Origin of the sequence: Mycobacterium sp. 852013-50091_SCH5140682 (assembly GCF_001665685.1) — a bacterium.
In the GTDB taxonomy this organism is placed as follows: domain Bacteria; phylum Actinomycetota; class Actinomycetes; order Mycobacteriales; family Mycobacteriaceae; genus Mycobacterium.
Map to the genome: position 1 here is coordinate 152,059 of NZ_LZTB01000104.1, position 24,423 is coordinate 176,481.

Consider the following 24,423-nt stretch of genomic DNA (forward strand, 5'->3'; position numbering starts at 1 on the left):
GCCTGCTTGTCTTGCGGATTCACCGAACAATTCCCGACTGGTCGATGACCGTTGCACGTTAACCAGCGGGATATGGGAAAGGATCGGATTTACGCATACTACGAGTGCAGCTGTTGCTTCGCCCAAAACGCTGCCACGGCCTTTTCCGCGAGTACGGTCGCGCGAGATTGCACGAGCGAACTATGAGATAGATATAAGGTCCGACTTCAGGAATGATACCGAATGAACGAGATTCTCGCGGCTAGCTCAAGCTCAGCAGGCGACCTATTTAGCAGCTCCACATTTACGATTCCCATGTACCAGCGCGAGTACGCGTGGAGTAGTTCCCAATACGAAGCCTTATGGGACGATCTTCGAAGTTCGCTCACTGATCAGTCGTACTTTCTGGGTTTGATTATTTTAACTAGAACAGATCGCAAGAAAGAGGTAGTTGATGGACAACAACGCCTCATCACGATCTCAATACTCTCAGCGGCCCTGCGTGATGAATCTCACGACAGGAGGAGGTCGGCTCTTGCAAGCCAGATACATACAACCTTCCTGTTCGCTCTTGACTATCAGACAGAGATTGAGCGACCAAGAATCGAGTTCAGCGATCAAGGCGATGGCGAGGTTTTCGAGGCAATAATCACTTCGAAGATGTCGTCACTGCAGCCTGACGATCACCAAATGAAAAGGGCATACCAGTACTTTCGTTCGAAGTTGCAAGAAGATATTGACGAAGACGCCTTTAAGCGGCTGGGGCAGTGGGTCGAATTCTTACGCGAAAGACTGTACTTTGCCGTATTTGTCCATCCAGACCCGGCGTCCGCGTATACAGTATTCGAAGTAATCAACGACCGTGGGAAAGAACTAACACCTGCTGATCTGCTAAAGAACAATCTGATCGCAAACACCCCGGACGACCAGAAGCGCAATGTGTACGAACGCTGGCAGCTCCTAGGGCGCCAATTCGATGACGGTCCCCCCGAGGGATTTGTTCAGTACATCCGCCACGTGGCAATTTTAACGCGCGGTTACATTCTGCCGCGAGACTTGTATCGAACGGTGGCGCGTACGTCGCAGGCCCCGAATGGAATGGTCAATCTGCTTCCGGAGCTCGAAGCCCATTTGGAGCTGTATCTCCAAATCGCTGACCCGACGACCGGCGGTCCGGCGTCTGAAGTTGCCGCTGCTGTATATGCAGGCTTCAATGCACTCGGCGTTACAGCTGTAAGGCCATTACTCCTAGCTTTTGGGCATGACGAAGACGAACCACTGCTCGAGGTGTTCCGGAGCACGGTTAAGATCGCAGCGGTAACTTCGCTCGGCTCAGCGAATTTGGAGCGTCGCTTTAGCGAAGCTGCCGCCAAGGCAGTAAAAGGTTCCGACTGGAAGACGCAGTTGGTGCAATTAGTACCAGATCGAGATACCTTCATCAACGATCTGCCAAGACGGGCGCTGCGAAAGCAAACGCTTCAGTTGATTCAGCGATCGATAGTTCAGAAATCGATTATAACGCTCCCAGAAGGCCACTTGCAGCTTATTCGCCCCAAGGTGGCCCATGACTGGATCGATATTACCGATGATGACTTCGGTGCACTCGGCAGAACAATAGGAAATACGGTCTTAACGTCAGTTCTCAGGCGCCCCCGCAACAGCGCGCGGTGGGATGAAACTAAACGAAACCTCATTCCAACTGTAATCGACGACCATCATAAGTCATACCTCGAAAAACACGAACGGTGGACGTCCGCAACAATAGCCGCGTGGGGGTCTCGTCTCGCTGAGGAGGCGGCGGATGTCTGGTACTGATTCGCGAAATCAAGCGCTAGACAGGATCGTTCGAATTCTGACTAGGGAAACCCGAATCGATTCACTTTCCTCTGTTGTACGTGCATTAGAGAGCGGTAGGAGAACATCGCGCTCAGTCGGTCAGATCGCATTTGGTCTCGATGCGAACGTGATTCTGTTGATGTACAAGCATGTAGTCGTATCCGACTATCTAACATCCCTCCATACTGGCCCGCTCATACTCCCAGGGCAAGCAATACAAGAATTCTGGAATAATCGATCGAAAATGCAGAGCGTAGCTGAGCCAGTCAAGAGCGCCTTCGCTCAACTCAGCAAGGTCGTTAGCGACCTCGAAGACGAGCATGCAGAATTTCAAATGCGGTTTCAGGAAATATTGAACGATTTCGAAAAAGAGGCGGGCCACATCTGGACGGAAACGTTTAGAACCAAGGTTGCCGATACATTCCATTCGTTGGCAGAGCGTGCAGTAGAGCCACAGTTTCCAAAGGAACTGATTGAACGTTTGGCGCACGCACGTCAATCCACGAAGACGCCTCCTGGCTTCAAAGATGCGGGCGACGGCGATTTATATGTGTGGGCTGAATTCCTGCTGGGTCTGGTCGAAGCCCGCGACAGCGGCGATAAATTCGAGTTAGCAGTTCTAATTACGGAAGATAAAAAGAGTGATTGGGGCAAGGGTGGAGAGGCGCATCCGATATTGGCTGCTGAGCTCTTTGAGCTTGTTGGGGTGCCGTTTGAGACTTGGGACTTCCGAAAAATGAAGGAATATGCGAATGGAGCTACGGCGAATTAGCAACGCCGCTACGACGTCACGGGCATCGACGCTCTGTCCTCAGCATTACGACGAAGGGTGGCGATAGGGCGATCTCGATCTACGGAGGGGAATCGACAACCTCTCGGGGACGGGGTTTCTCTACGCTATACCTGGAGCGAAGCTAGGCGACGTGCGACCTCATCGAACGGAATGGCGGTGGTTTCGGCCCCCCATGACAATCTGAGCGCGCCAGCGATTCGAGCCTCTGGCAGTCCCGCCGCAGTGAGTACATGGCTTGGTTCGTAGGTCTGAGATGTGCAGGCTGAGCCATTTGAGATAGCGACAACGTCTTTGAGGGCAACGATTGCGGCCTCAGAGTCAATCCCGGGCACCGAGAAATTGAGTGCGTTTGCGACGGTACGTGAAGGATCGCCGTTAAGGACGATGTCAAGAGGCTCGAGTGCCTTGAGCAGGTTTCGCTTAGTTTCCTGGCAAACGCGTGTGCGCTCAGAGGCTTCCTCCGCGGCCAATTTTGCGGCCATCCCGAGGCCAGCGATCAGCGCGACGGGAAGCGTCCCAGGCCGCAGGCCGCGTTCTTGTCCGCCTCCGTGCATGAGCGGTTCAAGCGGCGGGCGCTTAAAGCCCCGTCGGCGGGTGAGAAGTGCCCCGATTCCCTTCGGTGCGCCGATCTTGTGCCCGGACAAGGACATTAGGTCGATACGAGGCTCGCGGAGAAGGTCGACGAGCTTGCCGAAAGCCTGAGCGGCATCGACATGAAAGTACGCCTCATGGCCAGCGAGGATCGCCGCGATCTCATTGAGAGGTTGGATGACACCGGTTTCATTGTTCACCGCCATCACCGAGACCAGTAGCGTGTCTGGGCGGAGCGACATCGCGACTTGATCCGCCGAGACCCAGCCGCCTTCGTGTGGCGGAAGCAGCTCGACCTCAAAACCCTTTCGACTCAGAACCTCAAGTGGTTCGAGCACTGCCTTATGTTCGATTTGCGTTGAGATGATGTGGCGCCTGCCCGTTGCGATGCCATGTGCGGCGAGACCCAGGAGTGCCAGGTTATCGCTCTCGGTCGCGCCGCTTGTGAAGACAACTTCATCGGGTTTCGCAGACACGACTGTCGCGACCTCCGTGCGCGCACGGTTCACTCGTTCTTTCGCGATCTGACCGTAGGTATGTGTACGGCTGCCCGCGTTTCCGAACTCATTAGAGAGGTAGGTCATCACCTCCTCTGCGACTCGTCGGTCGACCGGCGTGGTGGCGTTGAAGTCCAGGTAGACCGGTCGCGCAGGGGTCTGACCCGCCATGCCAGCGGACTTGTCGGTGGCGATCGTTACCGTCATGCCAAGCAGCGTAGCTTCCAGTACGGACAATAGTTCGGAACTAGTTCCGCGTTTTGTTTGGAAGTTTCTATCCATACATGGTAGGACAACAGCATGGCTCAGGCTGAGGCATCAGCTCCGCAACAGTCGACGGACACCGGTGCGCTCGACGAGTTCAAGTACGTGTTTCCGGCGATCCGTGGGGTCCAAGCTGGCCGCGAGTACTACGTCACGATGTGTCCGTTGCGGCTTATCCCTCGCCTCTTCCTGTTCAACGAAGAAGAGCTACCTCCAGAGATGCGTGCACAGCGTCAGCTCAATAAGGCGCGAGTACCCGAGATTGCGCGCTACATCATCGACAACCCAACGAGCTACATCTTCTCCGCCTTGACTGCGTCAGTGAACGCGGATGTGCGGTTTGAATCCATTGCGGGAGGCAACGGGCCCGCGGAACGTGTCGGAACACTTACGATTCCGTGGTCTGCGACCTTCGTCATCAATGACGGTCAACACAGACGCGCCGCGATACAACAAGCGCTTGCCGAGAATCCGGAGCTTGGCGACGAGACTATCGCCATCGTGATGTATGTCGACATTGGGCTGGATCGATGCCAGCAGATGTTCGCCGACCTCAACCGGTACGCGATTCGTCCGGCAAAGTCCATTGGCGTTCTTTACGATCACCGCGATCCGCTGGCTGCGATCTCGCGACTTGTTGTCTCGCAGAACCCGCTGCTCAGTGATCTGACAGAGATGGAAACGAGCAACTTGGCGCCGCGATCACGCAAGCTGTTCACACTCTCCGCTCTACACACTGCTACTGCAGCGCTCCTAAACGAGATTGAGATCGAGTCACTGACTGAGCGTGTCGACTTGGCGACTCAATACTGGCGTGTGATAGCTGATCAGTTTCCCGCGTGGCAGCAGGTCTATCGCGGCGAGATCTCAGCAGGTGAAGTGCGCCAGGACTTTATCCACACCCACAGCATCGCCCTCCACGCATTAGGCCGGGTTGGCAACTCGCTCATCCGTACCAGTGCAGAGCCTTCTACCTGGGAGAAGCGGCTGAAGAAGTTGCGCAACATTGACTGGCATCGAAACAACGCTGGCACGTGGGAAGGCCGCGCCACCACGGCCGGCAAGGTGAGCAAGAGTCGCACGAACGTCGAACTGACAACCGCCTATATCAGGACGGCGCTAGGCATGCCGCTACCTCCCGACGAACAGCGCGCCGAAGACAGCTTCACTCAAGGGGGAAAATGATGACCAAGTTGCCGATTCGCCCACGGTCAGCATTCGACGATCTGGGGTTCGCTGGGAGCGTCGATGCATTGGTATCGCAAACCCAGCAGCTCTATCTCGCAGATGGTGTGCCGTGGGTCGTCGGTTACTCAGGCGGCAAGGATTCAACCGCCGTTCTACAGATTGTTTGGCTTGCACTGGCGGGTTTAGATCCAGGGCAACGGACCAAGCAGGTTCATGTCATCAGCACAGATACGCTCGTTGAGAATCCGGTCGTCGCAGCCTGGGTCACACATTCTCTTGAAGTGATGGGGGAAGCAGCCTCGGCTCAAGGTCTACCGATTACGCCAAACCGCCTGACACCAGCAGTAACCGACACATTTTGGGTCAACCTGATTGGCAAGGGTTATCCCGCTCCAAGACCGAAGTTCCGTTGGTGCACGGAGCGTTTGAAGATCAGGCCGTCGAACACATTCATTCGTGAGATGGTTCGTGCACATGGCGAAGCTATTTTGGTCCTCGGCACGCGCAAGGCAGAAAGCTCTGGACGGTCAGCCCGGATGACGGCGCTCGAATCGCGCCGCGTTCGAGAACTTTTGAGCCCGAACGAATCCCTGCCAAACGCACTCGTCTACTCACCAGTCGAGAACTGGTCGAACGACGATGTTTGGACCTTCCTGATGCAGTCGCCGAATCCCTGGGGGTACTCAAATAAAGAACTCCTGACGATGTACCAGGGTGCGTCGCCGGACGGCGAGTGCCCGCTGGTCGTAGACGCCAGCACCCCGAGTTGCGGAGACAGCCGATTCGGCTGCTGGACATGCACTCTCGTCGAGCAAGACAAGTCGATGGCGGCGATGATCCAGAACGACGAGGAGAAGGAATGGATGCTGCCGCTCCTGGACCTTCGCAACGCACTCGATGTGGCCGACGACCGGCATCTAAGAGATTTTCGCCGGATGAACGGGTCCGTTCAGCTGTTTCACGACAAGCCGATTCCTGGACCGTACACGCAGGCAGCGCGCGAGGACTGGCTCCGCCGGCTGCTGGAAGCCCAAGCGTGGATTCGCGAGAACGGTCCAGACTATGTGCGCAGGTTAGACCTTATAACCCTTGCTGAGCTAGAAGAGATCAGACGTATCTGGGTCGTCGACAAGCATGAGTTTGAAGATCACCTCCCGAGTATCTATGAGTCAGCGATAGGAGATAGCTACCCCGGAAGGCCACTCGACGAACACCTTCCGCTTGGAGCAGACATGATCAGTGCGCTTCGAGAAGTGGCGGGTGACGATCGACTGCACTTTGAACTGGTGCGTGAGCTGTTGGACATCGAACAGCGGCACCGAGCACAGGTCCGTCGCGCCGGATTGTTCGAATCATTGGAGAAGGCACTTCGCCGCGGCTTCTATGACGACGAAGCTGATGCGGCTGCACGAGCTCGGAAACGCAAAGCAGCCTTGGAGCGGGTTCCGGAGGAGCCTGACCCTCTCGATATAGCAGATGGTTACGTAAGGATCACGTCAGGCCCCGACGCATGATCCTCAATAAACTCGTACTCCACAACGTCGGAACATTCGCAGGTCGACATGAAATTGACCTGACTCCCACTTCTGCTAAGAGGCCGATCATACTGATCGGCGGACTAAACGGCGCAGGTAAGACAACCATCTTGGAGTCGATCCAGCTTGCCCTATACGGCCCATTGGCGCAAGGATCGGCACGACGAAACGGCAGCTACGACAACTACCTTCGAGGTCTCGTCCATCGCGGTGTGCCGATCAGCGAGGGTGCGGCAATCGAACTCACCTTCACGGCGCATCAGGAGGGTACCGCGCACACGTACTGGTTGCGCCGCAGCTGGAAAAGCACGGGGGCTTCGATACGTGAGCTATTGAACGTCTCGGTGGATGGAAGGCACAACCAATCGCTGACCGCGACCTGGAGCGAACATGTCGAGACGTTCTTGCCCCGAGGCATCGCTGGACTGTTTTTCTTCGATGGTGAGCAAATCGAAGCCCTCGCAGACCTAGAACGCTCACGGCAAGTGCTCCGTTCGGCGCTCGCGGCTCTTCTGGGACTTGACCTCGTTGATCGACTTGCCACGGACTTGACGGTGCTCAAACGGCGGCATCGAAGTGCACAGCTTACTGAGAACGTACGGCGTGAGATTGAGGAGAAGAAGCAGCGCGTCACCGCTCTTCGTCAAGCCGAGGAGGCTTGCTTTGAAGATGAAGCATCTAGACGCGGCGATGTCGAGCGTTGTAAGAAGTTGTTTTTCGAGGCGACAGAGGAGTTCCGCTCCGCCGGCGGAGATCTTCTGGAAATGCGCGAATCCTCTGAAACCGTCGCGGTGCAAGCACGCATCAACTTGGCGCAGTGTGAAGACGAAATCCGTCAGGAAATGGCTGGTGCTGCACCGCTTCTGCAACTGGGAAGCCTTCTAGACCGATTGCTGGACCAGGTGAGGGTTGAGGAGGAGACCAAGCGGGCTGCTCTCGTAGTTAATGCTCTTCGCCCTCGGGATGAAGAGATACTTGGCAAGCTGAGGGCAGCGCAAGTCGAGCCTGCGACAGTCGAGGAAGTCCAGCGCTATCTGGACGCGGATCGTGTAGAACGCGGTCTATCAGCAACGGCGGACGTTATCGTTGGGTTTGGTGGCCCCCCTGCGCTCGAGTCCCTGTTATCAACGGTCCTCCCCGACACATTGAACCGATTGCAAGGTCTGGTTCGACGGCGTTCCCAGTTCGTGTGTGAAGTGGACGAAACGGAGCGGATGCTCGCCGCAATACCCGATCGCGAGGCGATAGCTCAGCTGCTGGCACGACGCGAGGATGCGCGGATCGCATTACATCGCGCGGAGGCGGCGCTAGAGTTGGCTAGCGAGTCACTCGAGTCTGCTCGCAACGCGACAATTAAGGCGCACGCAGCGTATGAGACAGCGCTCGACAACGCGGCTAATGAGAATCTTGTTGCAGATGACGGCAGGAGACTCGTTGACCATGCTGATCGGGTCAGCGCAACTCTGAACCACCTACGAGTGGCCGCAACACGGCACCACCTCGGTCGTATTTCCCAGTTAGTCTTGGAGGCATTAAACGCCTTGCTGCGCAAGGACAACCTGATTGCAGATGTCCAGATCGACCCGGAGACACACTCGGTTTCATTGACAGGATCGGACGGTCATCTGTTGCCTGCGACTGATTTGTCGGCAGGTGAACGTCAGCTCTTGGCTGTCGCGCTGCTGTGGGGGTTGGCGAGAGCAGCCGGCCAGCCGCTGCCCGTCGTAATCGATACGCCGCTTGGGCGATTGGACGGTACGCACCGTAGGCACTTGCTCGAACGCTACTTTCCACGGGCGAGCCACCAGGTCGTACTGCTGTCGACTGACACAGAGATCGACGATGAGGCGCTAAGTCGGATTGCTAAGAACGTCGGTCGCTCGTATCAGCTCGTGTTCGATTCCGCTACTAACGCAACGTCCGTCGAGAACGGTTATTTCTGGGGGTAAGTGATGCCCGTTGACCATATCCGCGTGTCACAGACGGCACGTGACCAGTTGATTACGCTGAAACGCAGAACGGGTGTCGCACATTGGAATGTGCTGTGCCGGTGGGCGTTATGTCGATCTCTGGCGGAAGCTGCGCCGCCGCCCATCACGAAGCTAACTCTTGATAGCACGGTTGAGATGGATTGGCGGACCTTTGGGGGCGATCACGGAGATGTTCTGTGGGCGCTGCTTCGTTTACGCTGTCACGAAGATGGACTGGATCTGGATGAAGAAACCTTGACCCAGCAGTTTCGGCTTCACCTTCACCGCGGAATCAGCTATCTCATCGGTGATCCACGTGTCACTGACGTTGCTGGCCTGGCGAGCGTGGGATTGGGCGTGCCGGCACGGCAATGAGCGTGTCCGATGTTGCTCGGTATAAGACCGCTCTGACGCGTACGGCACTCTCGCGTCCGATTGCTCGGGCAATGACTGACGGTTTGTTGGAGAGTGGCTGTGCCGTATTTGATTACGGTTGCGGTAAGGGCGACGACGTACGCCACCTGCGATCGCTTGGTTACGATGCCGACGGTTGGGATCCGACGCACCGGCCGACTGCGCCTCGCAAGGCCGCATCGATTGTGAACCTTGGGTACGTAATCAACGTGATCGAGAATCCAACCGAAAGGGTCGAAACCCTACGCACCGCTTGGGGGTTGGCGGAGCGAATTCTCATTGTCTCGGCTCGGATGGCATGGGATGCCCGCGACTTGGTTGGTCGCCCGCTGGGCGACGGGCTGCTCACCCGCTCGGGAACGTTTCAAAAGTTCTACCAGCAACCCGAACTCGCGGCTTGGATTGAAGAAGTAGTTGGAGTGCATCCTCACGCCGCTGCGCCTGGAATTTTCTATCTGTTCCGGAACGAAGCGGATGCGCAGAGATTCTTGGCTTCTCGGGTCTACACGTACCGTCCGCGCATTAGTGTTTCCCCGGAGGCGTTGTACGAGACCAACCGCGAAGTAATGGAGCCGCTCGTCACCTTCATGAGTAAACATGCGCGCGCACCGCGGACGGGTGAACTACCCGTGGAAGTGACGGAGCCAATCCGTAAGGCGCTGGGCGGGATCGGCAGCGCCGAGCGATTGATCCGGCAAATTACCGATGCCAGCTATTGGGATCAGGTCACGGTCCAGCGTCGAGCTGAGCTGTTGATCTACGTCGCATTGTCCAGGTTCCGACGACGCCCGCGCTTTTCGCAGTTGGACCGTGTGCTAGCGACGGATATCCGAACGCTATTCGGCACCTATCAGCAGGTATGCCTTGAAGCGGATCGCATGCTCGTAGCATGCGGTGACCAGGCGCTGCTCCTAGTGAACGCACGCAGCTCGAAGGTCGGCAAGCAAACACCAAGCGCGTTATACGTCCATCGTTCGGCCATGGGAGAAATTCCTCCGATGCTGCAGGTATACGAGGGCTGCGCCCGCGTGCTTGCCGGCACGGTCGAACACGCCAACATGATCAAGTTGTCAGTTGTTGAGCCCCAGGTCTCCTACTTGACGTATCCGACTTTCGATAGGGATCCTCACCCGACGCTGCACTCTGCAGTCACAGTAAACCTCCGCAAGCTCAGCGTCGATTGGCGCGACTATAGCCGCAGCGAGAACCCTCCGTTGCTTCATCGGAAAGAAGAGTTCCTAGGCATTGATGATCCTAAACGCCCTCTGTACGAACGGCTTACGCGTGCAGAGATGCGGGCCGGCCTATACGGACATCCTGAGCAAATTGGAAACTTGAAGGGCTGGCAGGCGATCCTAACTTCGGCGGGCATCAGTCTTCGGGGGCATCGAATCGTCCGTCGATAGGCGTCAGGCCACCCACCAAGACCAAGCGTATGTGGATGAAGAGCAGGATGACTATCCTGCTCGTTCACCGGCGGCGTAGGCGTCTTTGACATCGGACAAAGACGCACCTCGATAGTCTCGCGCAAAGCGAGGTGCGACTAACCGCACCTCTCGGAGTGGGTCGTGTTCGCGGCAGACGACAACGAGATTAGCTGGATTGGGAGCACCGTTGGCCCGGCGTGGTGCGACAGTTAATTCCTCGGAGCTGGTCCGTGCGGTACACCCAGTGAGGTCTTCGCATCGTCCTCGCACAGCCAGGAAGCGGACAACCCAGAAGGGCTGCGGCACGCTTACGATCCCAAGGATTGGATGCTGACGTGTGCGTGGAGTCCCTTCAGTATCATAAAGCAGCGCATGATTCGACTTTGCCCGGTTGCACCAACCGCAGGCTAGCCGAAGGTTGTGAATCTCACTACGACCGCCGGCTGAATGGGGAACCACGTGCTCTACCTCGATCCTGAGATCGGAGAGGTGGACCCCACGAGGTTTGTAGAAATCGACGAATAGTGGCGGCTGAGGGTCGACGTCAATGTCTTCCTTAAGAAATGTTGTCCTAGCCCAGTCGCTAAATGCGGCTCCGCATATCCAACACCGGGGGTTTAATTCCCACAGAGAGAGTCGGGTCTCGCGGTCGGCGGTTATACGTCGCCCGACGGCCCGTCGACGAATTTCTGTCCAAAGTAATTGCGCGAGCCCACGTGCAAGTTTAGAGCGTTCGTCCGCAGGCAGTTGACCAGCGTCGGCGGCAAGCGCACTCCTCACACGCTGGTAGAGGTGCGGATACTGTAGCTTCCCCGCGAGGTAGGGCAACGGATCGGCCAGGCCTTCAAGGAACCATCTAGCCCATAGATAGTTGGCGTCGCCGTGGAGCAGCCAGCTCGTCTTCCCTCCGAGCGCCTCCGGTGCAACTTTGGTAGCGAGCTCACGAACCAATGATTCGTCCCAAAGTGCTGCGCTCTGTCCAACTGCGCCTTGAGTAAAACCGAGGATCGACGCATCCACCGTCGTTCAGACCACCTTCTGATGACGAAAGGTCCGGACGTCGGGTAACTGTTGGGGATCTTTGCGATACTGGACCCAAAGATATGCCCATTGAGCTCTCGTTCCTGGTGCATCTTTCTTGATCCCGCCCAATTTCCAGTCGCGGGAGAAGTACGTTGTCTTCACTTCGTCGAGCCATTCGGCAACGTAGTCCCTTACGTCCTCAAGAGTGTCGATGCTGCGCCGGGTATCCGTGATGTATTGGAAGAAATCTGCGGCCAAGATCGTCAGCGTGATCTTGTTGAAAATGTTGGAATTTCTGGGCGATCCCCAGTAATTTCCGGCGTCCTTATCCTCGGTTGTCGCCAATCGGTCGCGGACGGCTTCCCAGAATGCAATGAATACATCCCTCCATGGACCGTCTTGCCGGCTCCAGTATTCGAACTTTTGCTGTTCGGGCGGCGCGTCTGCCACAATTCCGGATGCATCGAGATGGTTTCGTCGCCACTTATCTGCATAGTCGACCTTCTCGCCGAAAAGACGTCCACCTTTCAGTTCGCGGAAGATCTTTACAAGGGCACCCAGCACATTCCACTGCAGTAAGTCTGGGCGCCCTTCATTCGTGAGCCCTTTTTCTACAAGATCTTTGAATGGGCTATCGGGATGTCGAGTCAGATATGCAATGGCTTGAGAATCTTCAAGCGGGATACCGGCCGCTTCGAGGCGCTCGGAAACTCCGGCAAGCTCATCCGATGACAAGCTTGTAGATACTATCGTCCCTAGCAATGCGCGACCAATAGGCGTCGCCTTTTGATTCACTACTACGAATTGAAAAACATGTTCCGCCGGTGCAGACTCCATAAGCATTGACACAGGCAGCAGCCGTGCTTCTCGTTGCCTTAATTCCTGTACAATTTCGTCGGCATCGCGACCCGATTCGATCGCGGTTTCCACTTCTGTTTGTAGAGCATCAGAATTTACGGCATACTCGGCTGCCAGTATCGCACCGCGTAGTCTGTGCTGTCCATCAACAACAACGACTGGTTGGAGATAGGAGATCATCGCGTCTTTTGAAAAGCCAAGGAAATTATCGCCGTCGAAGTCGGAGCCGGACTCCTCGAGCAGCTGAACCCGGGCCGCGACCTCTTCCCAGAAATCTGCGATATGCGTTTCACCGGAAAACAGCACCGAAGTTGCAGGCTGCGCGGATTCGTCGCCCTCGGGTTCTTCATCTAGCGACAAACCGGTAGACGTCTCGACCTCGACGTCTGATCCGATGACGCCAACGTCGGGGTGATCGATGTTCGCGCGCTCCTTAAGTCTGGCCAGTTTGTCGACAGAAACCTTGGTTTGAGCGAGGTCTGGCAATCGTTGCTCGAGTGATGTGCGTACCCGGCGCAGGAGCTCTACGAGGCGCAGTTCGCGAAGGTCGTCCCATTCGATTGTCAATACGCCAGCTGATGTCTCCGCTTCTGCGTCACTTGGTTCGAACACCACTCGCGCACTGTCCCGACTTGCGCACAGCAGCGGATTTTGGATTACGTTTTTGGGGTTACCGAAGAATGAGGCAAGTTCTTGCAGCCGTTTCGGGCTCTCTTCGCGTTGGAAGCCGATCGCCTCTGTGTTGGTTCCGAGGCGTTCTCGCTGGGGCACGCCGGACCAATGATCGATGTCAGTTGCGGGCGCCGAGAAAAGTACGAGATCGCCTGAGCTCGCGGTTTGTCGGAGCCGCACGGCCGGATACGTTCGATTCATGGCTGATCAATGCCTTTCCTCCGAAGCGTCGACAGTAGTCGCGACGCCGTCAATACGAAATAATTCATATGAAGCCGAGCCACTTCGGCTGCGAGCGTCCGGACAAAATCTCGAAGCTCTTGTAATTGTCTACTATGGCAAAACCTCGAGATCCGAGCCTAGCTCCACGTCACCCCACCAAGCAGCTCATCGACCGACAGCGGCTTCGCGCCCCGCTCGTCAGACAGAACTTCGGTCACGAGGTTGATTACGACCAGATCGACCGGTTGGCGCCTGACATTGATCTGTTCCTGGATGTACTCAAGACCGCCGTTCGCAAACTCTTCGAAGATCTTTATGCGCTCCTCCAATCGTGTGCCATCCATGATCTCGGGATCGTCAGAAACGACATTCGCGGCGATCATGTTGATCAATGTGTCGCTGAATCCCGGAGTCGTCAGAACCTCGTACCGGATGGGGTCACCTGAGCTGGCCGTAAATGGCACTCGACGTTGCTGGTGAAACCCTATTGCTGCGGCGAATAAAAGGATGTCGCGATAGGTTGGAAACTTGGCCTCGCTCTGCATTTCCTGCATTAGTGCTTCATGTTGCTGCGGCCGTCGCGCGCGAACTTCGCCCTGTGCGGTTGTCACTTGATTACCCTCAGTTCGGAGTGATCGGAATCGTTGGACCGGATGTAGGGATATGACATGCCTTCGAGTTCGATATCTTCAACGACGTCGCCCGCCGCCGTGGTGTGTGCCTCGATGACACCGAGATGGCTGACGTATGGCAGCAACTCTGTAACTACCTTGCCGAGTCCTTGACTCTTGCTGACCAGCACGACGAGTTGGGGTGCCATCTTGGCCAGCGCTCGTGACACTGCTTCTTGGTAGTCCTGATCGAGCGAGCCGAATGCAGCATCCATCACGATCGGGTATGTGCCTGCATCTGCTGCTGCAGCGCCCTCAGCTCGCCCACCCTTCCGGATTTCGCGAGCAAGCTTGGAGACGGCAGCCACGAAGCTGAGGCTTAGAATCTGGTTCTCGCCAGTAGATTTCGGCACTGGGAGCTCTACTCCGTTGACATTCTGATGGAGGGTCAGCTCGAAACCCTCGTTGAGGGTGGGCACATAAGGCTTGAAGGTTATGCCCTTGAACACCTCCTTGACTTCGGCATCGAGTCGCTGGCGCATGTCCTCCTCGCGAAAGGCCAAGATCTCCTCGAGCGCCTTCTTTACGGCAAGTACTAACTCGGAACGAGACCGGGCCTTTTGTGCCAGTTCGTCTTTCACCTCTGCCCTGGAACGGTCCCTTGACTTCTGTTCGATCTCCCTCATCGCCGAATCTAGTTCGGCCAGGATCGATCCCTTGCGTTGGTTCTTGGCGGCGATGCGCGCATCGAGATCGATTCGTTTCGACTCGAGCTGCTGGACGTCCTCCATCCGGCTGTCCTTGAGCTTGCCGTCGAGCTCCGATTTACGTGCCTCAAGCCGTGAAACACGTTCTCGCTCAGTGTCAATACGATTCAGCAGCGCGCTAAGAGCATCTTTGAGGGTTCCCCGAGCATCCGTAAGTGGAGCGATCTGGCCGCTGAGCCGCTGCCAAGCTGTCTCGACTGCCTGAAGGCCGGCTCTCTGGCGCCATTCCTTGACATGGCCCCACGGAGCGCTGTGCTCGGCCAGGGGGGTGCCGCAGATACATGCCTTCGCTTCTAATAGCTGATCGACGAATTCCCGCTTGAGCGGCGCAGGTAGCGCTCCCTTTTGATACAGGTTGTCGGCCATCGCCTTCGTCTTCTCGCCCAGTTCTTCAGTGAACGCCTGGAAGCCTCTTGTCCCCACCAGGATTGATCGCTCGGTGAGGGCCGTGTCGCGGGACGTACGCGCCTCGGCAAGTTCCTTTGAAACGGCATCGCGTTCGGACTGGATAGGCGCGGCTTCATTATGTTGCCGCAGGAGGTCCAACGTGCCGTCGCGCTCGTCAGTCAGAGTGGCTATGTCGCTTTCGATGAATGTCAGTTCGTCCTTGGCTTTTGACTGCTTATCGGTCAGTGAATCGAGCGCATCCTGTATGGCGCTTGCAGTTTCGCCACCATGCTTCTTGAGCTCGTCGGTGAGCTTGCGGTTTACTTTCGGCAGATGGGTGATGGCGCGCTCTACCTGTTCCAGGTCCAGCAATACTTTGATATCCTTCTGAACTTCGGCGTAGGCACCCTTCTTGACCAGGTTCTCGATTCGCTCGCCGTTGAAGAAGAAAAACCGGCTGACGCCGACCGGCAGGATGGTGAGAATCTTCTCCTGTGGGGCATCGACGACCTCGGACGAACCGTCTGCTCTGGTCGTCCAGAGTTGCAAGGCGGGTGTCAGAGGGCCCTGATGGTCGGACTCTTTTCGGAGGTGACCGCTTCGTCGGAGCTGGAAATCTTGACCCTCGTGATCGAATTTGATCTCCACCGCTACCTCGATCGAATCGCCGATAGGCAATGCCCTCCAGACGCTGTCGGTGATCATGCGGTGTTGCTGTTCGACATCTTCGGACATGTTGCCGTAGAGCCCCCACGTGAAGGCGTTTAGCAACGTCGTCTTCCCAGCACCGTTGGCACCGAAGACGAGGGTAACCGGTTTGATCGCATCCGATGTGAGGTCGAGGGTCTGTGTCCCCTTGAACTGTCGGAAGTTCGTTAGCGTGATGGATTGCAGTTTCACGGGAGGATCTCCTTTACCGCCGCCAGTAGATCGTCTGTTGCGTCATAAGCGGTGATGTGAAGTTTGGCCCGCTCGATCTCCAGCACTCGTTTGAGCAGCGCTAACTCTTCCGGGCTCAGCTCTTCTAGTACCTGCCGTTCGGTACGCTTGGCCGTCACGCTGCCTCCTTTATGGTTGGCGTTCTCAACGCTGTCCGTCTCCTACATATCCATTAGTTGATAGCGCTCTTTTAACGGGCGGAGAGCCCGCAGCGTCATCTCATAATTTTCGGATAGCTTGCCGAACTCGTCGGCTCGTTTGAGTTCTCGGATGAGGAGCGCACGCTCGATGTTGAAGTTGACCGGCGCGGCCGCTGGGGGGATCGCCAAATAGTCGAGAATCTCTGCACGCTCCTTTCCGGGCGCACGGCGTAGCAGCCGGCCACGTCGCTGGATGAACTGTCGCGGGTTGCTGCTGCTTGCGAGGAGATAGCCCACTCGGGCGTCCGGAATGTCGACTCCCTCGTCGAGGCAACGCATTGCGATCAGGGTGCGGAGGTCGCGGTCGCTGCCGAATCGTCGCAAGAGGACCCTTCGTTCACGCCGCAGCGTCTCCGATACGTAGGTATGCCCTGATAAATGAAGTTCGTTGCCGACGAGATGCATCACCTCGTCGACTTGTTTTGGACCTGGAGGCTCGCCTGGCTCAGATGGTCGTCTGCCCTCGGCACAGTAGATGAGTTGGAACCACTGATCGCGTCGCATTACCAGGTCGGCTCGCAGAGCGGCGATCTTGCCTTCGGCGTGCCCAAGCACACCGGCTCGTTGCCGAAGTAAGAATCCCAATGGCGAATTAGGATCGGCATCCCTTAAATCGTCGCCCGCTGCGATGCGTTGCGCGATCTGCGCGGACAGATCGACATACAGATTGGTCTCAGCCTCATTGAGTTCGATGAGTCTGGGGATGTAGTCGTATCGAGTGAGCGCACCCATTGCGATCGCCTCACCAAGCCCGAGTTCGAAGCAGACCGGGCCGAAGTACTCGGTGAGGGCGTCTGTGCCCTCATCATCGAACCAGCGCTCGGGTGTTGCCGAGAGTCCGAGACGGTAGGTCGCATTTTCAGGCAGGGATGATCGAAAAGTCTCGGATCCCAGGTTGTGTGCTTCATCAGCGATGACGATGAGTGTTCGTGTAATGCGCGACAAGATGGACTGAAATCGTTGACCAGAGAACGAAGTATTTGTGGCGATCATCGCCACAACGGGTCGCTGTCCCATGCGCGCTGCTGCTAGCTGTTCCTCGACGACCGGCAGCCATTTCTCGCTCGACTCATATATCGTGATTGGTCGGACGCCAAAGTCCTCTAGCTCGGTGATCCACTGGTCAACCAGATGTGTCAGCGGAGCCAAGACTAGAAGAACCAGCGGTTCTTCGCGTTCACGCAACAGATCGCCAATTTTCGTAGCGGCGATCATGGCGGTCTTAGTCTTCCCGGTGCCGGTTGCCATCTTGAGAATGCCGCGGCCTTGCTGTCGAAGCCACGCCATCACGGCGTCACGCTGATAGGGCCGGACTTCGAGTGTTTCGGGGATCCTTAGACGACTTGATTTACTGAACTCCACGGGCGCAGGCGCGAACGCTATGTCGATCGCCGGCGGTGGACGGTGTGGCCTCTCATTTCCTAGCTTGATGAGGCGCTCACGCGCGACCTCTGGGAAGCGTTCCACGCTGAGATAAGGTGTCTCGTTCGACCACAGTGATTGGAAGTCGGCTTCCAATCGCAGAGCTCGTGTGCCGTCTCCCGCGACCCATCCCCGATAGACCTCGACCGACTCAAAGTTCGCCATCAGGCCGCCGTACGTTTCGTTGCTGCTGCCTGTAAACCCAATCAAGTCACCAAGATTGTCACGGAAGATCCCGATCTTCTCGTGATAGATGCCGACCCGGCCTTCCCGCTCGACGAATGCAAGCTTGATATCGAGCCGACCGTCAGCAATGAGCCGCCCGATTAGCCCGAGTCCGTTCAGGACCATTTCCGGTTGATCCTCGATCTCGAGTTCCCGCAGCGTTGTCCTTTCCAAAACTTCGCGCACGCCATAGCCGCGTTCAATATCGATGATGTCGTCATCGTTGAGGTGAGGTGACGCAATCAACCGCATGGATCCGCCGCGCTCTGCAAATATGTCGATGCCGCGGGAGTAAAGTGCCAGGCTCGTCGACGTGAAGTAGCCCACTGCTCGGCTGTAGCTCGATGCTGCAGTGAATGAGGGCACAAAGAAGTTCCGGACGACGTCTTCTCGGTCGCTTCGATACCGGTCATTCAGTGTGAGAGATCGGAGACCGTGTGGGTACTCGGTCACAGAAGGTCCAGAATGTCGTCCACCTCGGCCTTGTGGGGTCGGTGTACTGGAACACGCCCCCTCTCAAGGTCTTCGCGTGCCGCGAGGAGTAAGTCTGCGACATCGTCATCACCGCGTGCGCGGTAATCGCCGATGATGCTGGAGACTGGAGCATCCTCGGGTAGTTCAATAGCCGTTGCCAATGCGACGCGCGCCCTTTCGGGATCGGATGTCGGTCGCGCGCCAACTAGTGTGAGGGCATCGACGAGAGGGTCACCGACCAGATCATTCGCCTGCTCGAAGCTGAAGCTGCGATTGTCATGGATTACGAGGAACGCTTCGGTACCCGCGGTCACGTCCTCGTCCATGAGAAATCGACGGATAGTTCCGAAGGACGGTTGGATTCCCGTCCAGGCGACGGCTTGTGGTCCGAGAGGGGAGTCGAGCTGGACAGCCTGACCTTCGCTGAGATTGAGAATAGTCGAAATCGCTATCGGTGCAACGGAACCACTGCCGCGCAGATGGTCGGTCGTGATACGTACGCGATATGCCCAGCCGTTACGCCGCCGGAATAGTCGTCGAGTGTTCCGCGGCGACTTACGGGTGGTACGTTCGCCGCCCAACTGCACGATTCCATCCTTGGTCGTAAACGGTGCTGCGGCCGCATAGGCGATTACGCTGCTCCCACTGACGCTGTACCGGCCAGTTATGTACTCGACAATGTCATCCAAACGTGCACGCCCGCCGGCTTGGGCCACGAGTTCGCGGATCATCGACCGAATACCCGTGTACGCCTCCATGCCCCACTCCTTGAGGGCCCAGCGATCCCGGTCGATTCGTTCGAACCGATCGTCGGCACCCAGCGTGTTAGCCAAGGAACGGGCGCTGCGATCGAAGACGAAGCGGTCGACGATTTCTTGGGGGCTCAGCGGTGAGCCTTCAAGAAACAACACGGCCGCTGCATAGTCGCCGACAGACGATGTCCGTGTCAGAACGCATTCGCCGCTTATGACGTAACCGCAGTGGGTCAGCCAGGATGCGGTGAGGTCGGGCCGCCGATCGGGATGACTCGACTCAACAAGGTTCAGTTCGTCGAGCCGAATGACGCCGTACTCGTTCGAGCGCTCCGCAAGCTGTGTCCGCGTCAGTTCTAGCGCCGCGCTCATCGTGGGCACAACGCACCAGCCGTTCTCGATTTCGTAGGCGTCATCGAGCCGGTCGAGCACCCGCCAGGCGGGTTGACCTACGCGTTCAACTGTTTTACCGAGCGCGGGGATCACTTCGAGGAGATCATCGAGTGGTCGTATGGTTCCGATTAGGTCGCGCGCACTCGCAGCGGCCATCGCTAATGGACCTGCTTCCGAAATTACGGTCAGCATGGTTCCGCGAGCTTTCCCCTCGATCTGGCGAATTCGCTCGCGGCTGACGTCGTAGTCCTGGCCAAGCTGGTCAAGCGTCGCGGGATCGTCGGCGAAGAGGCGGGCGGCCAGAACTTCGGTAGCACGAGCGTCAAGGACTCCGAGGGCAGCATCGAACAATGCGGCGATGTCACGTTCGGTCTCTTGCTCGCTGAAAATGTCATCAACGCGTAGCCCTTCGATACGCTGACGCGCCTTTATGATCTCATCGGGCATGCCGGGCGCTGCCTCGCCCCCAAGCAACGGTTGATCGAGAGTTCCGACGGTGCTGTACCAGGTGGCGATGCTGGTCAGGTCCTCAACCAGGGAAACGACCCAGCCAGGCTGTTGGGATGCGGAAGATGCAGCCCGATCCGGCTTGGCCGTAAACTCCCCTGCGTGCGCAGTTGCCCTGATCGCAGGTGTTGCCTCGGACGTCGATACGTCCGCTAAAACCTGCAGAACGGCGTCGGCAGTGCCAATGCCCATTTGGCTCCAGCTGAGCATGTCCTGGAGCGCTGTCGCTTGCAGACGACCTGGTTTTGAACGGCCGTATTTTCCAAGTACGTTGCGTGCGCGTGTGGGCAGGTCTAGCGCAACCAGGTCGATGTCAGCCGGGAGACCAGGAAAGATCTCACCGATGGTCCATCGGGTCAAGCGCTCCATCGCCAGTGCTGCAATTGTGGCGAGCCTCGTCCGCCGAGTGACAGGGTCGGTGCCCTCGATCTTGTCGCTCCACCAGTCGACAGCTCCGACCCCCGAGGCTCCAGCTAGCCACGGGAACGCGTCTGACCACATTCGCGGACGTACTTCGTCCTGCGGCACGTCGATATTCATGGCTTCAAGTGCTCCCCTTCAAGTGTTGCGCCATCTGTATAGCAGCGCGGTACGACAGCGGGGGTTGCCTTCGACAAACGCCTTGGGTGGGTGTTGGAGAACAGAGTGGCTCGCAGTATGTTGCGCCGGCTTCGGTACGAGTCTCAGCTGACCAGGCCCACAAATCCGGCACCATAGCGACATGCCGCTTTCTGAAACGACGCTGCTTCAGGCGGCCGGTGATCTGATCTACGCCCGGGGCGAGGACTACGTCCGGTATGTCCGCGGCCTCCGCACGACCGAGTTCAAGGCGTATGCGTCGATCCAGGGCCAGCGGGTCTACAGCGTCGAGCTCGACTGGTCCGGCCCGCTACCCGACGGGTTCTGCACCTGCCCGCACCATGCCGACGGCAACTTCTGCAAGCATCTCGTCGCCGTTGGACTCGCCGCGATCGACACCGGCCGGGTCGCGGTCGACGACACCAGCACTACCGACAATGCGCTGCGGACGGTGGTCCACTCGATGGACGTCGATGAGCTCCGCGACCTGGTGCTCAGCCTCGCCCAGCGCGACCCCGGGGTGCGCCGGATGTTGGAGGTCCGTGCCACGGCGGACTCTGGTGACGACACGGAGGCGAAGGCTGAGTTCGAAACGTACGTGCGAAACACGTTGACGTTCCGCGGATATATCGACTATCGCCGGTCCTTTGAGGTCGCGGGCGCGGCGAGTGAGATGCTCGATGAGCTCGAGACCCACGTCAACAGTGGCACCGCCGAGATCGTGCGGCCGGCGCTGCTGCGCGCGCTCACAGAACTGCGCGAGATCATTGGGCAGGTCGACGATTCCGATGGAGTGATCGCGGACCAATGCCAGCGGGCCGCCGACCTCTATGCACAGGCCTGCCGTCTGGGTAACCCCGATCGGACCAAACTGGCGACCTGGTTGGTGAAATTCCGCGCCGACTCACCGGGATGGCCGAACGTGGTGTTGGCGGACTTTGTCGACGCGTTCGACGCGAAGGCACTCGCGACCTACCGCCGCGCAGTGGCGGCACTCGACCGCAAGCTTGCCGAACGTGATCACTTGCACCGCTCCGAAGTCGACGCGATGCTGCTGGAACTCGCCGATCACGACGGCGATCTCGATCGGGCCATCGCCCTGCTCAGCCAGGGCGAACACACGCAATACGGGGCGATCGTTGACCGGTTGTGCGCAGCCGGACGCACCGAGGATGCGGTGGCATGGATCGATCGCGCCGTGGCCGAGGGGCGAATCAGCAGCCACGGCGGCGGCAATCAATACTGGCTGAGTCCCGACTTCGTCGCCGCGACATACAGAGCATTGGGCCGCATCGACGACGCGATCGGGGCTCTTCGCGCGGACTTCGTCCGTCAGCCGTCGGTCGAGAACTACCGCGTCCTACTCGATTTCGCGGCCGGCGTCGACCGCGCCGAGACCGAACACACGTGGGCTCTGGAACACGCGGAACAATTGGCCACCGACCGGTTCGCCGCCGGCGCTCTGCTGGTGCAGCTGTTGATGAGCGATGGCGATATGGAGGCCGCGTGGCAGGCCGCCGACCGATATGGTCCGGGCTGGGCGTGGAAGGAACTGGCCGTCCGGGGTGCAGAGGCTCGCCCTGTCGCCGCTGCGGATCTGTACCGTCCGCAGCTGGAAAAGGATCTGCGGTACCCCGACTCGAAGCTTTACCCGGACATCGCCGAGCGGCTGGCGACGATGGCCGAACTATATGAAAAGGGCGGCCGTAGAGCGGATTTCGCGTCGTTCATGGCTCAGCTTCGTCAGAATTACTGCAAGCGGCCCGCACTGATGAAAGCGCTCGACGCCAAGCGGCTCTGAACGGCACCCGTACTTGTCAGTGCCCGTGCGTAACCTCCGGCTATGGAAGACAAACGACGAGCGCGCATGGCCAAACAGGTCCGACGTGACGCGCGACGGGCGAAGAAGCGCGATGTACAGAACGCAACGCTGAGCGACTTCGTCCGCAGAGCACTTGTGCGTGGGCATCCTGTTTATCTGCTGGATCTGGCCAGCAGGGTGTTCCGCGTGGTTCAGCAGGATGCGGGCCGGCTGAACAACATCCTGACCCACCTGATCGGTGACCGGAATCGGGAGACGACGGCGCTGCTGGCCGTGCTCGCTGAACTTCTCGACGATGAGCCGGCGGCACAGCTGCGATGTCGTGAAGAGCTGGCCGGACGCGACGAGCATGTGCCGCAGTGGATTCCCGCTCTATCGCAGGTCGACGTGTACCGGGCGGTGCGCAGAAGCGATGTACTTGGCGATGCCGACGTAATCGTGCTCGGTGCGCGCATCGATGGCGAGGATGAGCTGACGGTGGTGGTGTGGATCGACCACACCACGCTGTCGGGAATTGCCGACGCGGGAGTTGTGCCGAAACCGATCGACAAATTCCTTACCCGCGTGGCCGAACGGAGCATCGATACCGATGTCGTCGAAATGAGCCTCGCCGATGCCCGCGCGTGGATCGAAAATGCGCTCGCCAAGCCAACATTCGCACCCGAGACCGAGCGCTGGCCGCTCTACCGAGCGCTCGTGCAGTGGTTGGCCCGTCGGCTTCCCGAAGGCGGTGAGCACCGATGGCAGGCCACGGATTGGCCCGAGATCGAGGAGCTGTGCGACAGATTCTTCGCCACGGATCCCGCCGCGCCGTTCACCGACTCGAGCCATCGGGAGCTACTGCTGGAACTCCTCGACGAGGACCGAGATCCGTTGCGGTGGAGCATGATGCGGGTCGAACAGGCTGTCGGTACCGCGCACCACTACGACTACGAGAGGATCCCGCTCGAGGTCGCGCTGGACGCACCGGACCTGCTGCGTGCGTTCATCCCATTCGCTCACGCGCAAAGCGGAATTCGAGATGAGCTGACGTCGCGAGTGCTCGCGGTGATCGATGCACTGAGGTCGAGTTACAAGCGCGAGGTCCTGAAGGAGGCGGAGTACTGGGGTTACCTCGACGCCGGCTAGTCACGATACAACGTGAACACGTGCAATCTCACGGATGGAGGTTCCACTGCCCACAATCCTGGGCCAGGACATCGTTGACGTCGACCGAGAGTCCGCCGACCGCCGGGCCTGGATTCGAGGCCGTGCTCACCACCCGCTGGTAGAGAACCGCGCCAGGGTATATCTTCCCACCGGACCAGGAGCGTGTCTGCCAGGCCCACACGCGGCCGGGCGTGCTCGACCTTCCGATGACACCGTCGGCTGCGGCCCATTGGCACGGGTTGACCCCGGCATAGATGCCGGTGCGCTGCGGTCCGAGCACCGAGTTGATTCCACGAAACCACGGCAGTGCGACGCTGTTCCAGGTGTTGCGGTCGATGTCCTCGTCGACGCTGAAGAAGATCGGCGCACTCTGGCCACCACCTGCGGCGGTATGCAGCTGCCAGGCGGTGCGGGCGTCGGCGACGCCACCGGCATACCCGCGCGTGAAGTCCGACGGTGCCGTGCTGCCCGGCTTGCCGTACTGGTAGTTGCTGACGATCACCAGCCCGGCGGCGGTCAGCGACTGGGCGTACGGAAGGGTGATCGGCTTGGCGCCGAAGGATGACCCAGGACGCGATGTCGAGACGTAGTTGATCACCCCGGAGTGGCCGGCGGCCCGGATATCCCGGGCCGGAATCTGGCGCGCGGCGAAGTCGATCAGTGTGGGCGCAGCCGCGGACGCTGTGGGTGTGCCGGCGCATGCTGATGCTGCGCTCAGGCCGACCAACGCCGAGGCCACGGTGGCATAGCGGTCTGATATTGAATCGAAATCGACTCGCGAGGCTACAACAGTCTCAACCGTCACTTTGTTACCGTCGAGTCCGTGGAGGTTTCCCGGCGTGACGTGCTGCGCTATGCCACCGTGGCCTCGGCGTTGGTCGGCCTGAGCGCAGCATCAGCATGCGCCGGCACACCCCCTGCATCACC

The 24,423-nt window shown here is 58.3% G+C and carries 19 protein-coding genes; 10 read left to right on the top strand and 9 right to left on the bottom strand.

Annotation, left to right across the window (positions count from 1 at the left end; translation table 11 throughout):
- Positions 1–222: 222 nt before the first annotated feature.
- Complete coding sequence (locus tag A5784_RS27590; RefSeq protein ID WP_064948032.1) at positions 223–1,794, top strand: DUF262 domain-containing protein; 1,572 nt, start codon at positions 223–225, stop codon at positions 1,792–1,794.
- On the top strand, positions 1,781–2,587 hold the full coding sequence (locus A5784_RS27595; protein WP_156750808.1) for a PIN-like domain-containing protein: 807 nt from the start codon (positions 1,781–1,783) through the stop codon (positions 2,585–2,587). Before A5784_RS27590 ends, A5784_RS27595 begins: the two co-directional genes overlap by 14 nt.
- A 125-nt stretch (positions 2,588–2,712) precedes the next feature.
- On the opposite strand, the gene dndA is transcribed toward A5784_RS27595, so the two are convergent.
- Positions 2,713–3,903: a cysteine desulfurase DndA gene (gene dndA, locus A5784_RS27600; protein WP_064948034.1), complete on the bottom strand. Its 1,191-nt coding sequence runs from the start codon at positions 3,901–3,903 to the stop codon at positions 2,713–2,715.
- A 93-nt stretch (positions 3,904–3,996) separates the two neighbouring features.
- Between dndA and dndB the strand changes: the two genes are divergently transcribed.
- Genes dndB through A5784_RS27620 form a run of 5 tightly spaced genes read left to right on the top strand, consistent with a single transcriptional unit; the run spans position 3,997 to position 10,473 of the window.
- Positions 3,997–5,145 (top strand): DNA sulfur modification protein DndB, encoded by a 1,149-nt coding sequence (gene dndB / locus A5784_RS27605; RefSeq protein WP_064948035.1) that lies wholly within the window; start codon positions 3,997–3,999, stop codon positions 5,143–5,145.
- Positions 5,142–6,662, top strand: coding sequence for a DNA phosphorothioation system sulfurtransferase DndC (dndC, locus tag A5784_RS27610; RefSeq protein WP_064948036.1), 1,521 nt, complete (start codon positions 5,142–5,144; stop codon positions 6,660–6,662). The genes dndB and dndC overlap by 4 nt, the downstream gene beginning before the upstream one ends.
- On the top strand, positions 6,659–8,632 hold the full coding sequence (dndD, locus tag A5784_RS27615) for a DNA sulfur modification protein DndD (RefSeq protein WP_064948037.1): 1,974 nt from the start codon (positions 6,659–6,661) through the stop codon (positions 8,630–8,632). Before dndC ends, dndD begins: the two co-directional genes overlap by 4 nt.
- Positions 8,633–8,656: 24 nt before the next feature.
- Positions 8,657–9,028: a DNA sulfur modification protein DndE gene (gene dndE, locus A5784_RS37850; protein ID WP_232006265.1), complete on the top strand. Its 372-nt coding sequence runs from the start codon at positions 8,657–8,659 to the stop codon at positions 9,026–9,028.
- The gene (locus A5784_RS27620) at positions 9,025–10,473 is read left to right on the top strand and encodes a DNA phosphorothioation-associated putative methyltransferase (protein ID WP_064948038.1); all 1,449 of its coding nucleotides are present in this window, start codon (positions 9,025–9,027) and stop codon (positions 10,471–10,473) included. The genes dndE and A5784_RS27620 overlap by 4 nt, the downstream gene beginning before the upstream one ends.
- 51 nt (positions 10,474–10,524) lie before the next feature.
- On the opposite strand, the gene A5784_RS39880 is transcribed toward A5784_RS27620, so the two are convergent.
- From A5784_RS39880 to A5784_RS27645, 7 genes are all read right to left on the bottom strand, one after another.
- On the bottom strand, positions 10,525–11,514 hold the full coding sequence (locus A5784_RS39880; RefSeq protein ID WP_082945107.1) for an HNH endonuclease: 990 nt from the start codon (positions 11,512–11,514) through the stop codon (positions 10,525–10,527).
- A 6-nt stretch (positions 11,515–11,520) separates the two neighbouring features.
- Positions 11,521–13,248, bottom strand: a complete 1,728-nt coding sequence (locus tag A5784_RS27625) for a ParB N-terminal domain-containing protein (protein WP_064948039.1) — start codon at positions 13,246–13,248, stop codon at positions 11,521–11,523.
- 158 nt (positions 13,249–13,406) lie between these two features.
- The gene (locus A5784_RS27630; RefSeq protein WP_156750809.1) at positions 13,407–13,880 is read right to left on the bottom strand and encodes a DNA phosphorothioation-associated protein 4; all 474 of its coding nucleotides are present in this window, start codon (positions 13,878–13,880) and stop codon (positions 13,407–13,409) included.
- Entirely contained in the window at positions 13,877–15,934 is a 2,058-nt protein-coding gene (locus A5784_RS27635; protein ID WP_064948041.1) for an AAA family ATPase, read from the bottom strand. Before A5784_RS27635 ends, A5784_RS27630 begins: the two co-directional genes overlap by 4 nt.
- The gene (locus A5784_RS38520) at positions 15,931–16,092 is read right to left on the bottom strand and encodes a hypothetical protein (RefSeq protein WP_156750810.1); all 162 of its coding nucleotides are present in this window, start codon (positions 16,090–16,092) and stop codon (positions 15,931–15,933) included. The genes A5784_RS27635 and A5784_RS38520 overlap by 4 nt, the downstream gene beginning before the upstream one ends.
- 42 nt (positions 16,093–16,134) lie before the next feature.
- On the bottom strand, positions 16,135–18,147 hold the full coding sequence (locus A5784_RS27640) for a DEAD/DEAH box helicase family protein (RefSeq protein WP_197514890.1): 2,013 nt from the start codon (positions 18,145–18,147) through the stop codon (positions 16,135–16,137).
- A gap of 122 nt (positions 18,148–18,269) precedes the next feature.
- Positions 18,270–20,486 carry a sigma factor-like helix-turn-helix DNA-binding protein gene (locus A5784_RS27645; protein ID WP_082945109.1) on the bottom strand — a complete coding sequence of 739 codons (2,217 nt, stop codon included), beginning with the start codon at positions 20,484–20,486 and terminating at the stop codon, positions 18,270–18,272.
- Positions 20,487–20,667: 181 nt separating this feature from the next.
- On the opposite strand from A5784_RS27645, the gene A5784_RS27650 reads away from it, so the two are divergent.
- Positions 20,668–22,326 (top strand): SWIM zinc finger family protein, encoded by a 1,659-nt coding sequence (locus A5784_RS27650; protein ID WP_064948044.1) that lies wholly within the window; start codon positions 20,668–20,670, stop codon positions 22,324–22,326.
- Positions 22,327–22,368: 42 nt separating this feature from the next.
- Positions 22,369–23,475: a hypothetical protein gene (locus tag A5784_RS27655; protein WP_064948045.1), complete on the top strand. Its 1,107-nt coding sequence runs from the start codon at positions 22,369–22,371 to the stop codon at positions 23,473–23,475.
- Between the two features lie 28 nt (positions 23,476–23,503).
- Here A5784_RS27655 and A5784_RS27660 read toward each other — a convergent pair whose 3' ends face one another.
- On the bottom strand, positions 23,504–24,301 hold the full coding sequence (locus A5784_RS27660; RefSeq protein WP_064948046.1) for a DUF1906 domain-containing protein: 798 nt from the start codon (positions 24,299–24,301) through the stop codon (positions 23,504–23,506).
- 18 nt (positions 24,302–24,319) lie between these two features.
- Here A5784_RS27660 and A5784_RS39705 point away from each other — a divergent pair.
- On the top strand, positions 24,320–24,423 hold a 104-nt coding region (locus tag A5784_RS39705; RefSeq protein WP_156750811.1), incomplete at its 3' end, for a twin-arginine translocation signal domain-containing protein.

What these genes read in the sequence shown, in the direction of transcription:
- A5784_RS27590 (WP_064948032.1), top strand. Translation starts at nt 223, where the DNA reads ATGAACGAGATTCTCGCGGCTAGCTCAAGCTCAGCAGGCGACCTATTT.
- A5784_RS27595 (WP_156750808.1), top strand. Translation starts at nt 1,781, where the DNA reads ATGTCTGGTACTGATTCGCGAAATCAAGCGCTAGACAGGATCGTTCGA.
- dndA (WP_064948034.1), bottom strand. Translation starts at nt 3,903, where the DNA reads ATGACGGTAACGATCGCCACCGACAAGTCCGCTGGCATGGCGGGTCAG.
- dndB (WP_064948035.1), top strand. Translation starts at nt 3,997, where the DNA reads ATGGCTCAGGCTGAGGCATCAGCTCCGCAACAGTCGACGGACACCGGT.
- dndC (WP_064948036.1), top strand. Translation starts at nt 5,142, where the DNA reads ATGATGACCAAGTTGCCGATTCGCCCACGGTCAGCATTCGACGATCTG.
- dndD (WP_064948037.1), top strand. Translation starts at nt 6,659, where the DNA reads ATGATCCTCAATAAACTCGTACTCCACAACGTCGGAACATTCGCAGGT.
- A5784_RS27620 (WP_064948038.1), top strand. Translation starts at nt 9,025, where the DNA reads ATGAGCGTGTCCGATGTTGCTCGGTATAAGACCGCTCTGACGCGTACG.
- A5784_RS27625 (WP_064948039.1), bottom strand. Translation starts at nt 13,248, where the DNA reads ATGAATCGAACGTATCCGGCCGTGCGGCTCCGACAAACCGCGAGCTCA.
- A5784_RS27645 (WP_082945109.1), bottom strand. Translation starts at nt 20,486, where the DNA reads ATGAATATCGACGTGCCGCAGGACGAAGTACGTCCGCGAATGTGGTCA.
- A5784_RS27650 (WP_064948044.1), top strand. Translation starts at nt 20,668, where the DNA reads ATGCCGCTTTCTGAAACGACGCTGCTTCAGGCGGCCGGTGATCTGATC.
- A5784_RS27655 (WP_064948045.1), top strand. Translation starts at nt 22,369, where the DNA reads ATGGAAGACAAACGACGAGCGCGCATGGCCAAACAGGTCCGACGTGAC.